General features: G+C 65.7%; 19 protein-coding genes. 9 read left to right on the top strand and 10 right to left on the bottom strand.

Annotated elements, in window-relative coordinates:
• Positions 1–128: 128 nt before the first annotated feature.
• Together ssuE and N7607_RS07635 are read right to left on the bottom strand one after the other, a co-directional pair.
• Positions 129–722, bottom strand: coding sequence for an NADPH-dependent FMN reductase (gene ssuE / locus N7607_RS07640; protein ID WP_279865658.1), 594 nt, complete (start codon positions 720–722; stop codon positions 129–131).
• 9 nt (positions 723–731) lie between these two features.
• Entirely contained in the window at positions 732–1370 is a 639-nt protein-coding gene (locus tag N7607_RS07635; RefSeq protein WP_279865660.1) for a peroxiredoxin, read from the bottom strand.
• Positions 1371–1576: 206 nt separating this feature from the next.
• Here N7607_RS07635 and N7607_RS07630 point away from each other — a divergent pair, with 206 nt between their 5' ends.
• Together N7607_RS07630 and N7607_RS07625 are read left to right on the top strand one after the other, a co-directional pair.
• Positions 1577–2572, top strand: coding sequence for a sulfate ABC transporter substrate-binding protein (locus tag N7607_RS07630; RefSeq protein ID WP_279865662.1), 996 nt, complete (start codon positions 1577–1579; stop codon positions 2570–2572).
• Between the two features lie 96 nt (positions 2573–2668).
• Positions 2669–3496: a hypothetical protein gene (locus tag N7607_RS07625; RefSeq protein WP_279865663.1), complete on the top strand. Its 828-nt coding sequence runs from the start codon at positions 2669–2671 to the stop codon at positions 3494–3496.
• A 4-nt stretch (positions 3497–3500) separates the two neighbouring features.
• Here N7607_RS07625 and N7607_RS07620 read toward each other — a convergent pair whose 3' ends face one another.
• Positions 3501–3902, bottom strand: coding sequence for a hypothetical protein (locus tag N7607_RS07620; RefSeq protein WP_279865665.1), 402 nt, complete (start codon positions 3900–3902; stop codon positions 3501–3503).
• 125 nt (positions 3903–4027) lie between these two features.
• Here N7607_RS07620 and N7607_RS07615 point away from each other — a divergent pair, with 125 nt between their 5' ends.
• The 3 genes from N7607_RS07615 (at position 4028) to N7607_RS07605 (ending at position 6203) form a co-directional block, all read left to right on the top strand.
• The gene (locus N7607_RS07615; protein WP_279865667.1) at positions 4028–4813 is read left to right on the top strand and encodes a helix-turn-helix domain-containing protein; all 786 of its coding nucleotides are present in this window, start codon (positions 4028–4030) and stop codon (positions 4811–4813) included.
• A gap of 109 nt (positions 4814–4922) precedes the next feature.
• Entirely contained in the window at positions 4923–5462 is a 540-nt protein-coding gene (locus N7607_RS07610) for a transposase (protein ID WP_279865669.1), read from the top strand.
• A 120-nt stretch (positions 5463–5582) separates the two neighbouring features.
• Positions 5583–6203, top strand: coding sequence for a LysE family transporter (locus N7607_RS07605; RefSeq protein ID WP_279865671.1), 621 nt, complete (start codon positions 5583–5585; stop codon positions 6201–6203).
• Between the two features lie 53 nt (positions 6204–6256).
• On the opposite strand, the gene N7607_RS07600 is transcribed toward N7607_RS07605, so the two are convergent.
• The 4 genes from N7607_RS07600 to N7607_RS07585 all read right to left on the bottom strand — a co-directional run bounded on the left by N7607_RS07600 (position 6257) and on the right by N7607_RS07585 (position 10250).
• Positions 6257–6976 carry an ABC transporter ATP-binding protein gene (locus N7607_RS07600; protein WP_279865673.1) on the bottom strand — a complete coding sequence of 240 codons (720 nt, stop codon included), beginning with the start codon at positions 6974–6976 and terminating at the stop codon, positions 6257–6259.
• A gap of 1 nt (position 6977) precedes the next feature.
• Positions 6978–7832: an ABC transporter permease gene (locus N7607_RS07595; RefSeq protein ID WP_279865674.1), complete on the bottom strand. Its 855-nt coding sequence runs from the start codon at positions 7830–7832 to the stop codon at positions 6978–6980.
• 3 nt (positions 7833–7835) lie between these two features.
• Positions 7836–8828, bottom strand: a complete 993-nt coding sequence (locus tag N7607_RS07590; RefSeq protein ID WP_279865675.1) for an aliphatic sulfonate ABC transporter substrate-binding protein — start codon at positions 8826–8828, stop codon at positions 7836–7838.
• Positions 8829–8915: 87 nt separating this feature from the next.
• The gene (locus N7607_RS07585) at positions 8916–10250 is read right to left on the bottom strand and encodes an OprD family porin (protein ID WP_279865677.1); all 1335 of its coding nucleotides are present in this window, start codon (positions 10248–10250) and stop codon (positions 8916–8918) included.
• A gap of 344 nt (positions 10251–10594) precedes the next feature.
• Between N7607_RS07585 and N7607_RS07580 the strand changes: the two genes are divergently transcribed.
• From N7607_RS07580 to N7607_RS07565, 4 genes are all read left to right on the top strand, one after another.
• Positions 10595–11569, top strand: coding sequence for an aliphatic sulfonate ABC transporter substrate-binding protein (locus tag N7607_RS07580; protein WP_279865678.1), 975 nt, complete (start codon positions 10595–10597; stop codon positions 11567–11569).
• Positions 11559–12785, top strand: coding sequence for an acyl-CoA dehydrogenase family protein (locus N7607_RS07575; RefSeq protein WP_279865679.1), 1227 nt, complete (start codon positions 11559–11561; stop codon positions 12783–12785). The genes N7607_RS07580 and N7607_RS07575 overlap by 11 nt, the downstream gene beginning before the upstream one ends.
• Positions 12786–12907: 122 nt before the next feature.
• Complete coding sequence (locus N7607_RS07570) at positions 12908–13408, top strand: hypothetical protein (RefSeq protein ID WP_279865680.1); 501 nt, start codon at positions 12908–12910, stop codon at positions 13406–13408.
• Positions 13409–13536: 128 nt separating this feature from the next.
• The gene (locus N7607_RS07565; RefSeq protein ID WP_279865681.1) at positions 13537–14166 is read left to right on the top strand and encodes a glutathione S-transferase family protein; all 630 of its coding nucleotides are present in this window, start codon (positions 13537–13539) and stop codon (positions 14164–14166) included.
• Here the strand turns inward: N7607_RS07565 and N7607_RS07560 are convergent.
• From N7607_RS07560 to N7607_RS07550, 3 genes are all read right to left on the bottom strand, one after another.
• Positions 14163–15068 (bottom strand): sigma 54-interacting transcriptional regulator, encoded by a 906-nt coding sequence (locus tag N7607_RS07560; protein ID WP_279865682.1) that lies wholly within the window; start codon positions 15066–15068, stop codon positions 14163–14165. The two genes, N7607_RS07565 and N7607_RS07560, sit on opposite strands and share 4 nt — an antisense overlap.
• Positions 15069–15175: 107 nt before the next feature.
• Complete coding sequence (locus N7607_RS07555; RefSeq protein WP_279865683.1) at positions 15176–15757, bottom strand: alpha/beta hydrolase; 582 nt, start codon at positions 15755–15757, stop codon at positions 15176–15178.
• A 163-nt stretch (positions 15758–15920) separates the two neighbouring features.
• On the bottom strand, positions 15921–16889 hold the full coding sequence (locus tag N7607_RS07550; protein ID WP_279865685.1) for a sensor domain-containing diguanylate cyclase: 969 nt from the start codon (positions 16887–16889) through the stop codon (positions 15921–15923).
• Positions 16890–16940 lie beyond the last annotated feature (51 nt).

Raw genomic sequence — 16940 nt, 5'->3', positions numbered from 1 at the left:
AATTCGTGATTTGGGTGTCGACCTGCTCGCCCGTTAGCGGGGGAGTAAGGAAGGGTGTTGCGGTGTTCGCGGGTTTCACCCGTCCTACGGCTCGGTGCCGTGTAGGGCGGGTGAAAACCCGTGTCGGTTCAGATACTCCAGCGGGCGTTCACCAGCCGGTCGTTCAACGGTTGCGGGTCGATCGGTTTGGGGCGGCGCGCCAGGGCGGCAAGCAACTGGTCCACCGATTCGTCGAGACGTTCGCGCAGTTCGTCGTCGAACTGCGCGGGACGCTCGCCCTCGGGATAGGCGATCTGTCTGTCCACGGCGAACACGCCGGGCAGCATTTCCTGGGCCTTCAGCGCTGCCAGTACCGGCTTCAGCGCATAGTCCACGGCCAACAGGTGGGCCGGGCTACCGCCGCTGGCGATGGGCAGCACCACCTTGTGCGCCAGGGCGCGTTCCGGCAGCAGGTCGAGCAACACCTTCAGCGCGCCGGTGAGGGACGCCTTGTATACCGGCGTTGCCACCACCAGGCCGTCGGCGCTGGCCACCGCCGCCTGCAGCTGCTGCACGGCGGTGCTAGAGAAGTCCGCGTGCAGCAGGGCCTCGGCCGGGAAGTCACGCACCCGTAGCAGGCTGACTTCCAGGCCCTGCACCTGCAGGCGCTGGCTGACATGCTCCAGCAGCAGCTCGGTGCGCGAGCGTGCCGAGGGGCTGCCGGACAACAGGACAACGTGCATGCTCTGTCCTTAGCGGTTCGGCTGCGGCGTCAGGCGCAGGTAGGGCTTCACCGCGCGATAGCCTTTCGGGAAGCGGCGGGCGATTTCCGCCTCGTCCTTCAGCGACGGCACGATCACCACCTCGTCGCCGTCCTGCCAGTTGGCCGGGGTGGCGACCTTGTGGTGGTCGGTGAGCTGCAGCGAGTCGATGACGCGCAGGATCTCGTGGAAGTTGCGCCCGGTGCTGGCCGGGTAGGTGATGATCAGGCGCACCTTCTTGTTCGGGTCGATGATGAACAGCGAACGCACAGTGAGGGTGTCGTTGGCGTTCGGGTGGACCAGATCATAGAGGCCGGAGACCTTACGGTCGGCGTCGGCCAGGATCGGGAAGTTGACCCGGGTCGACTGGGTTTCGTTGATGTCATTGATCCAGCGCAGGTGCGAATCCACCGGGTCCACCGACAGGGCGATGACCTTGACGCCGCGCTGGGCGAACTCTTCCTTCAGCTTGGCGGTGAAACCCAGCTCGGTGGTGCACACCGGGGTGAAGTCGGCGGGGTGGGAAAACAGCACGCCCCAGCCGTCGCCCAGCCAGTCGTGGAAACGGATGCGACCCTCGCTGGAGTCCTGCTCGAAGTCGGGGGCGATATCGCCCAGGCGAATGCTCATGGTGCTGCTCCTTGGCTGTGCGTTGCGTGGGGCCACTATGCTCAGGAACGAAATGGAATAAAAAGAATAAATAACGATTTATTTATTCCATATAGAGCTATAAAACATCGCAACAGAAAGACATAAGCATCGAATCAATTATTCTTTCAAAGAATAAAAAACGCCTTCTATAGTCGGCGGCGCTATCTACCTTCCAAGGACGCCAGATGAAACGCCTATTGCCCCTCCCGCTGTTGGCCGCCGGCTTCGCTCTTGCCACCTCCGCCCAGGCGGCGACCCTGCTCAACGTCTCCTATGACGTGATGCGCGACTTCTACAAGGACTACAACGCCGCGTTCCAGAAGCACTGGCAGGCCGAGGGCGGCAAGCCGCTGCAGATCCAGATGTCCCACGGCGGCTCGAGCAAGCAGGCCCGCGCCGTGATCGACGGCCTGCCGGCCGACGTGATCACCATGAACATGGCCACCGACATCAACGCCCTGGCCGACAACGGCGGCCTGGTGCCCAAGGACTGGGCCGAGCGCCTGCCGAACCACAGCGCGCCCTTCACCTCGGCCACCGTGTTCATCGTGCGCAAGGGCAACCCCAAGGCGCTGAAAGACTGGCCGGACCTACTCAAGGATGGCGTGCAGGTAGTGGTGCCTAACCCAAAGACCTCGGGCAACGGCCGCTACACCTACCTCTCCGCCTGGGGCTACGTGCTGCAGAACGGCGGTGACGAGACCAAGGCCAAGGCCTTCGTCGGCAAGCTGTTCAAGCAGGCACCGGTGCTGGACACCGGCGGCCGCGCCGCCACCACCACCTTCATCCAGAACCAGATCGGCGACGTACTGGTGACCTTCGAGAACGAGGCCGAAATGATCGCCCGCGAGTTCGGCCGCGGCAGCTTCGAGGTGGTCTACCCCAGCGTCTCCGCCGAGGCCGAGCCTCCGGTAACGGTGATCGACAAGGTGGTCGACAAGAAAGGCACCCGCGCCGAGGCCGAGGCCTACCTGAAGTACCTGTGGTCGCCGCAAGCCCAGCGCATCGCCGCCAACAACTACCTGCGCCCGCGTGATCCGCAGATCCTCGCCGAATTCGCCGACCGTTTCCCCAAGGTCAGCTTCTTCAGCGTGACCAAGACCTTCGGCGACTGGCCGAGCATCCAGAAGACCCACTTCAACGATGGTGGCGTGTTCGACCAGATCTACACCGCCCAGTGATAACCCCGAAGCCCGGCATATGCCGGGCTTCTTGCTATTGCTCCTGAAATACCGAATCGGTAGCGTCCGAACCTGGATTAATCCGGAGCAAGGGATATGCACAAGGTACTAGGGCTGGCGCTCACGATGGCAATGACCAGTACGGGAGCAATGGCACAGGAATGCGACGGCGTCTTTCTGCACTTCACCACTCGCGGGGAGGTGAGCGACGACGACGGAGTGACATCTGTCGATGAGCAACTGTTGCTCAACCAGACGGGCCTGTTCCAGTACGGTAAATCCCTAGAGGTAATGGGTAGCACCAGAGAGGTCGCCACCGACTCGAACCTGGATTACAACCGCTTCTATCCGGACCAGCCGGGCCCCAGCGTCAATGAAATGCTGGCTCTGGCACAACGGCTGAAGACCCTCGGCATCTTCAACCTACAAAGCGATCCCAGCTCACCAGCGCCCCAGCAGACCTATCTCAACTTCCGGGCAGACTGTCAGGAGACTCGCCTGTCTTTTGCTACGACTGAAGCCGGAGATGCACGCAGCGATGTAATCGCTGAAATTCGCACGTTCTTCGATGAACAAGCTTCTCGACATGGGCTACAGAAGCGAGAGCGCATCTCTCAAGGTGATAATCGTCTACCGGTTGCAGTAAGCATCGCAGAGTTGCTGAGCTCTCCCGAGCGCTACGACGGCAAAAGAATCACGACATCCGGCTCCTATCGTCTGGGCTATGAGTCGTCGACCCTCAGCGATGGGGAGCATTCACTCTGGATTGGCAGATGGTCTGCCATGGTCAAAGACACCACCTCACTCCAGTATCTCGATGACCACCAGCTGACAGTCGACGGCATCTTCTTCGCCGGCCCCAGCGGGCATCTGGGAGGCTACCCGGGTGAGATAGTGCGTCTGACCCGGGTTACTACTCGATAGGCCATCAGGCCAGTACCGGCTCCGAGCGTTTCAGGCCGATCAGCTCCAGCTCCAGGAACAGCAGCACCAGCGCGGCCTGGCCGATGACGAAGATCTGGCCGAGCAGGTTGGGCGAGATCCAGCCGGAGAACAACAGCACCAGGCTGTCGATGGCCCACATCGCGTTAATCGCCAGCACCACCCACACCAGGCGGCGACTGACCGTCTCCTGGCTACCCATCCACATGAGGAACAGGCCGAGTGGCAGCAGGGTCAGCCCCGCGGCCAGCAACAGATCACCGGGCAGGGCCAGCAGATTGGCATACCAGCTATTGAGCAGGATCAGCAGCGAACCGCTGGCGATCCCCATCAGGCCATCGGCGAGCAGAGCGCGGCGCAGCAGCGGTGAAGCGTTCAGGGTAGTCATGGCAAAACCTCCAGGTGACAGCGCCGGATTGGCGCCTGGCCATAGAGTTCGCCTACAAGCGGATGCGCGTCGATTACCTACCAGGTAATGGCCGCGATGACGCCCCTGGGCTATCGTCCGTTCCCATGAACACAGCCAATCACCCCGTCGGCGCCCTGTTGCGCCAGTGGCGCCAGCGCCGCCGCCTGAGCCAGCTCGACCTCGCCTGCGAGGCGGATATCTCCACCCGCCACCTGAGCTTCGTCGAGACCGGCCGCGCCCTGCCCAGCCGCGAAATGCTGCTGCACCTGGCCGAGCAGCTGGAGATTCCCCTGCGCGAGCGCAACCGCCTGCTCAGCGCCGCCGGCTACGCACCGCTGTACAGCCAGCATGGTTTGAACGACCCGGCTCTGGCCGCCGCCCGCGCCGCCATCGAGCAACTGCTCAAGGCTCACGAGCCCTACCCGGCGCTGACCATCGACCGCCAATGGAACCTGCTGGCGGCCAACAGCTCGGTGGCACCCTTCCTCGCCGGTGTGCCGGCCGAGCTGCTCGGCCCGCCGCTCAATGTGCTGCGCCTGTCGCTGCACCCGGACGGCCTGGCGCCACGCATCGTTAACCTGGCGCAGTGGCGCGCCTACCTGCTGATGCGCCTGCAGCACGACATCGACATCAGCGGCGATCCGCAGCTGATGTCCCTGCAGGAAGAACTGCTGAGCTACCCGGCCCCCGCCGAGAAGGCCGAGCCGCAACCGGACAGCGTGCTGATGCCGCTGCAGTTCCGCACCGAGCACGGCGTGCTGAGCATGATCAGCACCACCACGGTGTTCGGCACGCCCAACGACGTGACCCTGGCCGAACTGGCCCTGGAGACCTTCTTCCCGGCCGATGAAGAGAGCGCGGAATATCTGCGCCAGCTGGCGCAGGCGTAGAGAGGGAATTGTGCCCAGGCGCGGGTTTCACCCGCCCTACCGTAGGGCGGGTGAAACCCGCGTGCCGGATTAGACTGCCCGAGCCACTCGCCACAACAAGGATGTTGTGATGCCCTATTACAGACGTGCCATTGTTCCCGGTGGAACCTACTTCTTTACCGTCGTCACCTATGGCCGTCAGGCCATTCTGACCAAAGACGATGTGCGGGAAGCTCTCCGCGAGGCCATCGACCTGGTGCGAGGTCGGCAGCCATTCCGCATCGATGGCTGGGTGCTGCTGCCAGACCATATGCATACGATCTGGACCCTGCCTGAGGGTGATGCAGATTTCTCCGACCGCTGGCGGCTGATCAAGCGCCATGTCGCTGCGGCCTGTCCGTCGTATCACCGTCCGGAACTACTGAGCGGGCGGCGGAGAGCAAAGAACCAGAGCAGCCTCTGGCAGAACAGATTCTGGGAACATCTGATCCGCGATGAGGCCGATCTGCGCAGCCATCTCGACTACCTGCACGGCAATCCACTCAAACATGGCTTGGTACAGCGCGTCGCCGACTGGCCCTGGTCATCCTTCCATCGCTACGTGCGCCGGGGCACCTATCCAGCGGACTGGGGCGGCTCGAAGGGCTCAGACATACCGGGTGGCGAGTAAGACCGCGCGGGTTTCACCCGCCCTACTTTCGCCGCCAGCGTAGGGCGTGTGAAACCCGCGCTTGCAGGCAGCGCCGGCTGCCGCCATCTTGAGCAGCCCACCCGCGAAACGGACTGCGCCATGCTCGAACTCGTCTCGGTCGTCACCATCACCCTGCTCGCCGTGATCAGCCCCGGCGCCGACTTCGCCATGGTCAGCCGCAACAGCATGTTTCTCTCGCGCCGCTCCGGGCTGCTCACGGCGCTGGGCATCAGCCTCGGCGTGCTGGTCCACGTGACCTACTCGATGCTTGGCATCGGCCTGCTGATCTCCCAGTCGATCCTGCTGTTCAACCTGGTCAAGTTCGCCGGCGCCGCCTACCTGATCTGGCTCGGCATCGGCATGCTGCGCAGCCGCAAGGTCGACCCGCAGCAAGCAGTGGCCGCACCGCAACTGAGCGACTGGCAAGCGCTGCGCGTGGGCTTCCTGACCAACGCGCTGAACCCCAAGACCACGCTGTTCGTGGTCGCCCTATTCACCCAGGTAATCAGCCCGGACACCACCACCCTGACCCAGCTCGGCTATGGCCTGTTCATGGCCGTGGCCCACCTGTTCTGGTTCGCCCTGGTGGCCTATGGGTTGTCCTCGGAGGCCGCGCGCGGCTTCGTCGCCCGCAGTCGCCACCTGATCGAACGGGCCATCGGTGGCGTGCTGGTGGCACTGGGGCTGGGCCTGGCCGCCTCTTCGCTGCAGCGCAGCTGATAAAAAAACCGGGCCACGCGGGCCCGGATAAGTGCTTCCACCTTGAGGTTCGTTTACAGCGTCAGCTCGGTCAGCGCCTCGCCGCGCAGGTAGGCCAGCTCCACCGCGCGGCGGTCACGTGGGTGGGGGAGCGGCACAGCTAGTTCACGCTGGATGCGACTGGGACTGCCACCGAGGATCAGCACCCGGTCGCTTAGGTAGAACGCCTCGTCCAGATCGTGGGTAACCAGCAGCAGGGCAATGCCGTAGCGATCGGCCAGGCGCACCACCAGGTCCTGCAGCTTCATGCGGGTGAAGGCGTCCACCGCGCTGAACGGCTCGTCCAGCAACAGCACCTGCGGACGCTGGTACAGGCCGCGGGCGATGGCCACGCGCTGGGCCATGCCGCCGGAGAGCTGCTTGGGCAACTTGCCGCCCTGCCCCGCCAGGCCGACATCCTCCAGCAGCTGCTCGATCCACTGCGTATCGGCGCCACGACCCTCGGCGAAGCCGACGTTCTGCGCCACGTTCAGCCAGGGCATCAGCCGTGCTTCCTGAAACACCACGCCGATACCGCTGCCACCGCCGAAATCCAGCAACGGGTTATGCGCCAGACCGCCAGTGAAATCCTGGTCGAGGCCGGCAGCGATGCGCAGCAGGGTGCTCTTGCCGCAGCCACTGGGGCCGAGCAGGCTGACGATCTCGCCCGGCGCCAGGCTGAGGTCGATATCGTCCAGCACCCGCTGGCGGGCGAAGGCCTTGCGAATGCCGCGTAGTTCCAGCAATGCGCTCATCTCAGCCCTCCCCGCCGACGAAGCTGTCGCGCCAGTGCAGGGCGCGCACCTCGATGCTCTTGAGCAGGCCGTCGCTGAGCTTGCCGAGCACGGCGAGCAGGAGGATGGCGGCGATCACCAGGTCCGGGCGCGAGGTCTCTCGACCGTCGCTGAGCAGATAACCGAGGCCCTGGGTGGCGGCGATCAGCTCGGCGGCGACGAGGAACATCCAGCTCAGGCTGAGCGCCCCGCGCAGGCCGGTGAACAGGCTCGGCAGCGCCGCCGGCAGGAGGATGCGCCGGGTCAGGGCGACGCCGGACAGACGATGCAACCGCCCCACCTCGACCAGCTTGCGGTCGACGTTGCGGATGCCGGCGAGCAGCGCCAGGTAGACCGGGAAAAAGGCGCCGAGGGCGATCAGCACCACCTTGGGTGTCTCGTCGATGCCCAGCCATAGCAGCAGCAACGGCACCCAGGCCAGACTGGGGATCGCCCGCAGGGCCTGGAAGGTCGGCTCCAAGTAGCTCTCCGCGCGGCGGCTGAGGCCGACCCAGGCACCGATCAGCACGGCCAGTGCCGCACCGATGGCGAAACCGGCGGCGACCCGCGCCAGGCTGACGCCGATGTGCCCCCACAGCTCGCCACCAACAGCCAGCCACCAGAGGGTCTGGCCGACCTGGCTGGGCGCCGGCAGCTGGTGCGCCGGTATCCAGTCCAGGCGTACCAGCGCCTCCAGCACCAGCACCAGCAGCAGCGCCAGCGGCAGCAGCAGCCCGCGCCAGTTGCCCGACCATGGGCGAAGGGTGCTGAGCTCGTGCTCGCCACGCACGGCCGTACGGGCGGCCAGCAGGGTGGCGAGCAGACTGCTAGCAGGCATGACTTATTGCTCTGCCTTGGCCACTGGTTGGCCAATCACGCCGACGGCCAGCTGCGGGCTGATCAGCTGATCGACCACGGCGGCCACGTCGGTGCCAGGACGCACCAGTTGCTCGTCGAGCAGGATCGGCGCGGCGGCCTTCAACGCGGCGACATGTTCGGCACCCGGCTGCGGATTGCTGAAATCGGTGCGCGACAGTTGCAGCTTGGCCACTTCCAGCGGCAGCTTGGCTTCCCTGGCCAGCAGCTCGGCGGTCTGTTGCGGGTGGGCGATGGTCCACTGGCGCGCCTCCTCGTACGCGGCGATGACCTTGCCGATCAGCTGCGGCTGCTCCTTGAGGAATTTGTCGCTGACGTTGAGCACGCCGTAGCTGTTGAAGTCGACGTTGCGGTACAGCAGGCGCGAGCCGGCCTGCAGTTGGCTGGCGGCGAGGTGCGGGTCGAGGCCGGCCCAGGCGTCCACGTCGCCACGCTCCAGGGCCACGCGGCCATCCGGGTGCTGCAGGTGGACGATCTCCACATCGCCCTTGCCCAGGCCGGCACTGTGCAGGCTGCGCAGGAGGAACAGGTAGGGGTCGGTGCCCTTGGTGGCGGCGACCTTCTTGCCCTTGAGGTCGGCCAGGGTCTTGATCGACGAATCCTTGGGCACGGCCAGGGCGGTCCACTCCGGACGGCTGGCGATGTACACGGTCTTCACCGGGCTGCCGTTGGCGCGGCTCAGTACGGCGGCGAGGCCGGCAGTGGAAGCGAAGTCGACGCTGCCACCGTTGAGATATTCGAGGGAGCGGTTGCTGCCCTGGCTGAACACCCACTTCACGGAAATACCGTCGGCGGCCAGGCGTTTCTCGAGGATGCCCTGATCCTTCAGCACCAGGCTGGTCGGCGCGTAGTAGGCGTAGTCCAGACGGACTTCCTTGGGTTCGGCGGCGTGGGTAGCGAGCGGCAGGGTGGTGGCGAGCAGCGCGGCGAGCAGATGGCGGGGCTTGAAGCTTTTCATGGGAATCTCCTTGGACTCGGGTGAGGCCTTCCCAACCGTTGGCGGCCAGGTCAGGAGAGGGCGGGGCCGCAGCCCCGCCGTTGTCGATCAGAGCAGCGACAGGGTGTAGCTGACGATCAGGCGGTTTTCATCGGCATCGGTCGCGGTGGTGTTGCCACGCAGCGAGGCGTTGCGCCAGGAGAAGCCGAGGCCTTTCAGAGCACCTTCCTGCAGCACGTAGTCGAGGCGGAAGTCGCGTTCCCATTCCTTGCGGTCGCCGCCAACGGCATCGATGTTGTCACCGGACAGGTAGGTGGCGGTGGCCTTCAGGCCCGGTACGCCGACCTTGGTGAAGTCGTAGGCGTACTCGGCCAGCCAGGTGCGCTCGCCGGCGGAGAGGAACTTGCCGATCTGGCGGTCGGTGATCAGGTAGGCGGTGGAGCCGTCACCCTGGTTGAGGAAGGGGAAGGCGCTGTCGCCCGAGACCTGCTGGTAGCCGGCGCTCAGCGCGTGGCCGCCAAGGGTGTAGGTGAACAGGGCGCTCCAGGTGTCGTTGTCCACCTCGACACCGGTCACCCGGTTGGCGCCGTTGATCTCGCCCTGGGCCAGATAGCCGTCGGCGCGACCGGCAAGGCTGCCGTTCTTGCCATCGGAATCACTGTGGAAGTAACGCAGGTCGGTCTTCAGCGCGCCCGGACCGATCGCCCAGTTGTGGGTCAGGCCGAGGAAGTGCTGTTTGTAGAAGTCGTCCAGGTTGCCGTAGTAGTACTGCGCCAGCAGGTCCTTGCCGATCTTGTAGTCGGCACCGCCGTAGTAGAACTTGTTGCTGTCGGCCTGCACGCCGCCAACCGCAGTGGCGCCGGCGATGCGCAGGGAAATGTCGTCGGTGGAGGAGCGGGTCTTGGTGTGCTCCAGCTGGCCGGCGGTGAGGGTCAGGTTGTCGATCTCGCTGGAGGTGACCTGGCCACCCTCGAACAGTTGCGGCAGCAGGCGACCGTCGTTGAAGGTCACCACCGGCAGCTTGGGCTGCAGGGTGCCGAGGCGGGCCTCGGTCTTGGACAGGCGGACCTTGGCAGTCACGCCGGCCTTGCTGTAGTCGTCCACGGCCTTGCCGTCGCGGTCCAGCGGGAACAGCTGGCCGGGCTTGCGGCTGTCACTGACGTCGCCATCGCCACCGCCATCCAGCTTGAGGCCGAGCAGGCCGACCGCGTCCAGACCGAAGCCGACAGTACCCTCGGTGTAGCCGGAGGTGTAGTTGAAGAGGAAGCCCTGGCCCCACTCGTTGACTGCGCCGCGATCGTCGGCGGTGTTCTTGGTGTTCAGGTCGTAATAGAAATTGCGCAGGCCGATGGTGGCCTTGCTGTCTTCGATGAAGCCGGCGGCGGAAGCCTGCTGGGCGATCACGCCGAGGGCGATAGCCAGGGCCAGGGACGACTTATTCATGCTCGATGCTCCAGATGCTGTTCTAGTTGTCTGGGGCTCGGGTTGGCGATGGAGCCCCTTATAAAGTTCGGGCTCGGTGCGGTGGTCCGCTGGCGGCTTGGCGGCAAATCTAGGGGATTTTCATAATCTCCAAAAAGAATTATTTTTCACTTTTATGTAACTAAAAAGAATATAAGTCGTCATCGAACAGACTCATAAGCTAATTCCTGAAAAGTATTGGCCGGCGGTTTTTTAGATCGACTAGCTTTGCTCTACCGGATCACCGGACTTCGCCCTGTTTCTTCTGAAGTTTCCGTGTTCCGCCGCCTCGTACCGCCGGGACGCGCCCTGACAAGAGGCCTGTCATGTCCCGCCATTCTCTTTCCCGCCGCACCCTGCTCGGCCTCGGCCTGAGTCTCGGGCTGTTCGCCGCCCTGCCCGCCCACGCCGAAACCGCCCTGCGCATCGGCTACCAGAAATCCTCCACCCTGATCAGCCTGCTGAAGAGCCAGGGCACCCTGGAAAAAGCCCTGGCCGGTCAGGACATCAAGGTCAGCTGGCACGAGTTCGCCAGCGGCCAGCCGCTGCTGGAGGCACTCAACGTCGGCAATATCGACTTGTCCGCCGATGTCGCCGATACGGTGCCGGTGTTCGCCCAGGCCGCCGGCGCCAAACTCGCCTACTTCGCCCAGGAAGCGCCCTCGCCGGCCGCCCAGGCGATCCTGGTGCGCGATGGCTCGCCGCTGCAGGCCCTAGCCGACCTCAAGGGCAAGAAGGTGGCGGTGACCAAGGCCGCCGGCGCCCACTACCTGCTGATCGCCGCGCTGGCCAAGGCCAACCTGAAGTTCAGCGACATCCAGCCGGCCTACCTGACCCCGGCCGACGGCCGTGCCGCCTTCGAGAACGGCAAGGTCGACGCCTGGGTGATCTGGGAACCCTTCCTCAGCGCCGCCCAGCGCCAGCTGCCGACCCGCACCCTGGCCGACAGCCAGGGTCTGGCCAGTTACCAGCGTTACTACCTGACCAGCACAAGTTTCGCCGCCCAGCACCCGCAGGTGCTGCAGACCGTGTATGGCGAGCTGGTCAAGGCCGGCGACTGGCTGCGCGCTAACCCGGCCGACGCGGCGAAGATCCTCGGCCCGCTGTGGGGCAACCTCGACTCGGCCATCGTCCAGCAGGCCAACGGCCGCCGCAGCTATCAGGTGCGTGCCGTGCAGCCGGGCAGCCTGGCCGAGCAGCAGAAGATCGCCGATGCCTTCTTCGCCGAAGGCCTGCTGCCCAAGCGCGTGGACGCCAGCCAGGTGGCCATCTGGCAACCGGAGCCGCGCGATGGTCAGTGAAGCCCGCCACCTGCATCCACAGGCCGAACCGCTGCTGGATGCGCGGCTGTTCCCCGCCGACTTCGGCAACCTCACCGCCCGCGTCGAACGCCTGGCGCGCAAGCTGGCGGAAAGCGCGGTGGAGCGCGACCGCCGTGGCGGCCATGCGCGTGCCGAACGCGAGCTGATCCGCGACAGTGGCCTGCTGAGCCTGGCCATTCCACAACGCTTCGATGGCCAGGAACGCTCCTGGCCGGAGATCTATCGCATCGTCCGCCACCTGGCCGCGGCCGACAGTTCGCTGGCCCACCTGTTCGCCTTCAACCACCTGCAGGTGGCCACCGTTCTCCTGCACGGCAGCGCCGAACAGCAGCGCCACTGGCTGACCCGCGCGGTGCGCGAGCGCTGGTTCTGGGGCAACGCCACCAATGGCCGCGACCTCGGCCTGAGCCTGGCGCCGCGCGAGGAACACTTCGAGCTGAACGGGCGCAAGTCGTTCTGCTCCGGCGCCCTCGGTTCCGATGCCCTGGTGGTGAGCGCACCGCGCGGCACCAGCGCCACGGAGCGGGTGTTCCTGGTGTTGCCGGCGCAACGCGAGGGCCTGGCGATCAACGACGACTGGGATGCCTTCGGCCAGCGCCAGACCGACAGCGGCACCGTGCAGTTCGAGAACGTCTTCGTCGACCGCGACGAGCTGCTGGTGTCCGGCGGCCAGAGCCCGCGCAGCAGCCTGCGGGTGTGCGTGTCGCAGCTGATCCTCACCCAGCTCTACCTGGGCAACGCCCAGGGTGCGCTGGATGGCGCCCTGCGCTACACCCGCGAGCAGGCGCGGCCCTGGCCCGGCGCCGGGGTCGATGAGGCGCGCGAAGACCCCTTTATCCAGAAACGCTACGGCGAACTCTGGCTGCTCTACCGCGGCGCCCTGCTGCAGGCCGAGCAGGCCGCCGAGCGCCTGCAACAGGCCTGGGACAAACCGGCCCTGGGCGCCGCCGAACGTGGCGAAGTGGCGCTGCTGATCGCCGAGGCGCGGGTGGCCTCGGCCCGCGCGGCGCTGGAGATCACCAGCCAGGTGTTCGAGGCCATGGGCGCCCGTGCCACTGCCTCGCGCTACGGTTTCGACCGCTTCTGGCGCAACGTGCGGGTGCACAGCCTGCACGACCCGCTGGATTACAAGGTGCGCGACATTGGCCAGTGGCTGACCAGCGGCGTACCGCCCACGCCGTCGCTGTATTCCTGACTCACACGTTTTGCACGGGAGCCGTTACCAGGCAGGGCGGCTCTCGTTTTTTATCCAGCCTCTTTGCCCTGCCCTGTGCATGTACTAGCCTCGCAGCTCGTTGCAGAACAGGGACTACGCAAATGCTTAAGGAAATCATCTCGGCGGCCGCTCTCGCCGCATCGTTACTTATGGGCAGTAGCGCATCGGCAGACAACAAGGACGAAGTGCTAGACGTCATCGCCAATGCGCAGGAAGTTAAATTCTTTTCTCTTTCCCCAGCAGATCCTGCGCGCTATCCGGAAGGGACCTGCGTAGGTGACTGCTACCTCGGCTGGCCAGCGTTAGGTCATGCCAAGATTTCCGGCCAACCCCGCCAAAGGGTTCTAGAGCACCTGCACGCATGGGCAGAGATGCCACAACCACCAGCCATTGCGGGGTGCTTCTCACCCCGACACGGCGTGAGTGTTCAGGCTATGGGGCATACCTACGACTTCATCGTCTGCTACGAGTGTGGCCACGCCGAGGTACGCAAGGACTCTATCTACCTCGCGACGCTGTACAGCCCAGCATCCAGCGACCAGTTCGAAAAAGAGTGGGATGCGATCCTCTCCGCCCACAACCTGCCCTTGGCCGAAGATTGAACCTGCTGCCTTCCAGCAGAGCCGGTGCCTGATACGCGAGCCGCTCGATCCGCGCCTTTCATCCGCCACCCCGACAGCGGCCCCTCGCCTGGACTAGCGTTCACTACCCGACCAGACCGGAGGCTGTCATGCAACAGGACCGCCGCATCACCTTCTTTCACTCGCCGCGCAGCCGCTCCACCAGCACCGCCATCCTGCTCCAGGAGCTGCACGCCGATTACCGCCCGCGCCTGCTCAGCATCAAGCAGGGACAGACGCGCCAGGCCGAGTACCTGGCGATCAACCCGATGGGCAAGGTGCCGGCCATTCTCCACGGCAACACCCTGATCACCGAGCAGGGCGCGGTGTTCATCTACCTCAGCGATCTGTACCCGGAAGCCGGCCTCACCCCGGCGCTGGGCGACCCGCAGCGCGGCGCCTGGCTGCGCTGGCTGGTGTTCTACGGATCGAGCTTCGAGCCGGCCATCGCCGACCGCGCCCAGCAGCATGTGCCGCCACAGCCGATGAGCCCCTATGGCGACTTCGACACCATGCTCGGCACTCTGGTGCAGCAACTGGAACAGGGCCCCTACCTGCTCGGCGAGCGCCTTAGCAGCGCCGACATTCTCTGGGGCAGCGCGCTGAAGTGGACCATCGGCTTCGGCGTGGTGCCGGAAATGCCGGTGATCCAGGCATATGTCGAGCGCATCGCCGCGCGGCCCTCGGTGGCCAAGGTCGCCGAGCTGGAAGCGCAGTGGCTGGAGCAGCTCGGCGACTAGATCGCCAGGCGCTGGCGCAGCAGCTGGCGCTCCTCGTCGCGGAGCAGCGCCAGCTGGCGTTCGATGGCCTGTAGCGGCGAGACCGCCGGCAGGTTGAGGTGCTGCGGCAGGATCTCCGCGCCGCTGCTCACCAGCAGGGCGAAGTGGATGACGTTCTCCAGCTCGCGGGTATTGCCGTGCCAGGGATGGCCCTCCAGCGCCGCCTGGGCATCCGTGCCGATCTGTGGGATCTCCAGGCCCAGGCGCTGGGCGTAGATGCCGAGGAAGTACTCGGCCAGCGGCAGGATGTCGCCCGGCCGTTCGCGCAGCGACGGTAGCTCCAGGCGCCCCTCGTTGAGGTAGAGGAACAGCCGCTCGTTGAACTTGCCGGCGGCCACCGCCTGGGCCAGGTCGATGCTGGTGGCGGCTACCAGGCGCGCGTCCACCGGCGTCGCCTGCTGCCCGCCGACACGCTGCACTTCGCGGGTCTCCAGGGCGCTGAGCAGCTTGCCCTGCAGCGCCAGCGGCAGGTCGCCGATCTCGTCCAGGTAGAGAGTGCCGCCATTGGCCGAGCCGAACCAGCCGGCGCGGCTGCTGGCGGCACCGGAGTAGGCGCCGGCGGCATGGCCGAACAGCTCGGCCTCGCCCCACTGCGGGCTGATGGCGCCGCAGTTGACGGCGACGAACAGGCCGCCGCGCTCGCTCTCGCGGTGCACGTGGCGGGCCAGCAGCTCCTTGCCGGTACCGGTTTCGCCAAGGATCAGCACCGGCAGCTCGGCGGTGGCCAGGCTATTGGCCTGCTCGCGCAGCTGGCGCGAACGCGGGTCGACGAACACCAGCGCCTTGGCGCGGATGCTCAGCGGGCTCTTCTCGGTGTCGCCGAAGGTCAGCAGGGCTTGCTGGGGGAAATCTGGGCGGCTCATTGCGGAATCTCTTGTCACGGCGAGCCGCCGACTGCCGGCGGCTCAGATGGGAATGGGCTGGACGCGGCGCCGCAGCGGGCACATTCGTGGCGCATGGCACTTGGTATTCATGCGCGCAGGCGTTCCTGCTGTTCGATCTGGCGCTGCAGGCGGTACAGGTAGGCGAAGCCCTGCTCCCAGCGTTGGTGACCGGACTTCACGTTGATGTGCCCGGCACCCGGCAGAATGGCCGCCTGGGCGCCCCAGGCGCGGGCCAGTTCGAGGGCGCGCGGCGCACTGGCGGCGTGATCGTTGTCCGAGCCGACCAGCAGGCTGGGGAACGGCAGCAGCTCGCGGGAGATCGGGGCAAAACCGCGCAGCGCCTCGGGGCAGCCGGCCCGCTCGACATCGGCCGGCGCCACCAGCAGGGCACCGCGTATCTTGCGCAGGGAAGCCAGCGATGCCTGGGCGGCCCAGCGGGCCACGGTGACGCAGCCGAGGCTGTGCGCCACCAGGATCAGCGGGCCACGGGCGGCGGCCACCTGCTGCTCCAGGGCAGCGACCCAGCGCTGCGGGTCGGGGTTGTCCCAGTCCGCCTGCTCGACCCGACTGGCATGCGGCAGGCTGCGCTGCCAATGGCTCTGCCAATGGTCGTCCGGCGAACCCTGCCATCCTGGCAGGATCAGGTAACGGGTGGTCTGGCTGGCCATGACGGGGCTCCTCGATAGCTTGCGGAGGCCAGTCTAGGCAGGGAAGGATTACAAGTTAAGGAATAAGAATTCATTTACTTATTCCATTTTAGGTTTTCTCTGCCGACCAACTGGCAACCGCCACTCACGCAGAGTTGGCCCTCCAGATGCATTCAGAGGCGACTCAGCCAAGGACGATGCAGTCCTTGCCCTGGCGCTTGGCCTGGTACATGGCGGCGTCGGCGCGGGCATAGAGATCGTCCAGTTCGTCACCCTCGCGCAGGCTGGTGATGCCCTGGCTGATGGTTACGCCGAAGCTAAGGCCGTCGTTGTGGAACTGCAGACGCTGCACCTCGCGCTGCAGGCGCTCGGCCACCTGGCGCGCCTGCTCGCTGTCGCAGCCGGGGAAGACGATGGCGAACTCCTCGCCGCCGATGCGCCCGAACAGGTCGTCGCGGCGCACCACGTAGGCACCGCAATGGGCCACGCGCTGCAGCACGCGGTCGCCCATCTGGTGACCGTGGCCGTCGTTGATCTTCTTGAAGTCGTCGATATCCAGCAGCAGGAAGGACAGCGGCCGGCCGTTGGCGACCGCCTCGTCGAACAGCGTGCCGGCCTGGTCGAAGAAGTGCCGACGGTTGCTCGCGCCGGTCAGCACATCGCTGGTGGCCAGACGATGCAGCTCGCTCTGCAGCACCTTCTTCTCGGTGATGTCCTCGGCGATGCCGACGATCAGGGTCTGCCCGCCGAACAGGTTGGGCGGGCTGATGAAGCACTTGTCGCTGAGCCAGCGCACCTCGCCGTCGCCACGGATGATGCGGTACTCGCGCTGCTCCACCGAGCCCACCTCCAGCACCGACGCCAGGCTCTGGGCGGCGTACTCCATGTCGTCCGGGTAGATGCTGTTGAGCCACTCGTTGTAGTCGGCCAGCAGCAGCGCGGCGCTGCGGCCGAAGATCTGCTCATACGCCGGGCTGACGTAGACCACCTTCTGCTGCTCCCAGTCGAAGGCCCACAGCACGGCGTTGAGACCGGCTAGCAGGCTGCTGACCAGCAGTTCGCGTTCACGCAGGCGCTCGACCTCGCCCCGGCTGTGCAACAGCGCCAGGGTCAAGGTCTCCAGCTCGCTGGGAGCCTGCTCGTTGTCGTCCATCGGACGTCGCCTTGTCACATTCATGTCCTGAAGACTATGCGCCCGGCCGAC

It is taken from the genome of Pseudomonas sp. GD04019, assembly GCF_029837695.1.
Classification (GTDB): domain Bacteria; phylum Pseudomonadota; class Gammaproteobacteria; order Pseudomonadales; family Pseudomonadaceae; genus Aquipseudomonas.
The sequence above is the reverse complement of the archived record's forward strand: the minus strand, read 5'-3'. Positions and strand labels throughout refer to the sequence as shown.

What these genes read in the sequence shown, in the direction of transcription:
- N7607_RS07550 (WP_279865685.1), bottom strand. Translation starts at nt 16,889, where the DNA reads ATGGACGACAACGAGCAGGCTCCCAGCGAGCTGGAGACCTTGACCCTG.
- N7607_RS07610 (WP_279865669.1), top strand. Translation starts at nt 4,923, where the DNA reads ATGCCCTATTACAGACGTGCCATTGTTCCCGGTGGAACCTACTTCTTT.
- N7607_RS07575 (WP_279865679.1), top strand. Translation starts at nt 11,559, where the DNA reads ATGGTCAGTGAAGCCCGCCACCTGCATCCACAGGCCGAACCGCTGCTG.
- ssuE (WP_279865658.1), bottom strand. Translation starts at nt 722, where the DNA reads ATGCACGTTGTCCTGTTGTCCGGCAGCCCCTCGGCACGCTCGCGCACC.
- N7607_RS07570 (WP_279865680.1), top strand. Translation starts at nt 12,908, where the DNA reads ATGCTTAAGGAAATCATCTCGGCGGCCGCTCTCGCCGCATCGTTACTT.
- N7607_RS07560 (WP_279865682.1), bottom strand. Translation starts at nt 15,068, where the DNA reads ATGAGCCGCCCAGATTTCCCCCAGCAAGCCCTGCTGACCTTCGGCGAC.
- N7607_RS07580 (WP_279865678.1), top strand. Translation starts at nt 10,595, where the DNA reads ATGTCCCGCCATTCTCTTTCCCGCCGCACCCTGCTCGGCCTCGGCCTG.
- N7607_RS07615 (WP_279865667.1), top strand. Translation starts at nt 4,028, where the DNA reads ATGAACACAGCCAATCACCCCGTCGGCGCCCTGTTGCGCCAGTGGCGC.
- N7607_RS07595 (WP_279865674.1), bottom strand. Translation starts at nt 7,832, where the DNA reads ATGCCTGCTAGCAGTCTGCTCGCCACCCTGCTGGCCGCCCGTACGGCC.
- N7607_RS07555 (WP_279865683.1), bottom strand. Translation starts at nt 15,757, where the DNA reads ATGGCCAGCCAGACCACCCGTTACCTGATCCTGCCAGGATGGCAGGGT.
- N7607_RS07590 (WP_279865675.1), bottom strand. Translation starts at nt 8,828, where the DNA reads ATGAAAAGCTTCAAGCCCCGCCATCTGCTCGCCGCGCTGCTCGCCACC.
- N7607_RS07635 (WP_279865660.1), bottom strand. Translation starts at nt 1,370, where the DNA reads ATGAGCATTCGCCTGGGCGATATCGCCCCCGACTTCGAGCAGGACTCC.
- N7607_RS07600 (WP_279865673.1), bottom strand. Translation starts at nt 6,976, where the DNA reads ATGAGCGCATTGCTGGAACTACGCGGCATTCGCAAGGCCTTCGCCCGC.
- N7607_RS07630 (WP_279865662.1), top strand. Translation starts at nt 1,577, where the DNA reads ATGAAACGCCTATTGCCCCTCCCGCTGTTGGCCGCCGGCTTCGCTCTT.
- N7607_RS07620 (WP_279865665.1), bottom strand. Translation starts at nt 3,902, where the DNA reads ATGACTACCCTGAACGCTTCACCGCTGCTGCGCCGCGCTCTGCTCGCC.
- N7607_RS07605 (WP_279865671.1), top strand. Translation starts at nt 5,583, where the DNA reads ATGCTCGAACTCGTCTCGGTCGTCACCATCACCCTGCTCGCCGTGATC.
- N7607_RS07585 (WP_279865677.1), bottom strand. Translation starts at nt 10,250, where the DNA reads ATGAATAAGTCGTCCCTGGCCCTGGCTATCGCCCTCGGCGTGATCGCC.
- N7607_RS07625 (WP_279865663.1), top strand. Translation starts at nt 2,669, where the DNA reads ATGCACAAGGTACTAGGGCTGGCGCTCACGATGGCAATGACCAGTACG.
- N7607_RS07565 (WP_279865681.1), top strand. Translation starts at nt 13,537, where the DNA reads ATGCAACAGGACCGCCGCATCACCTTCTTTCACTCGCCGCGCAGCCGC.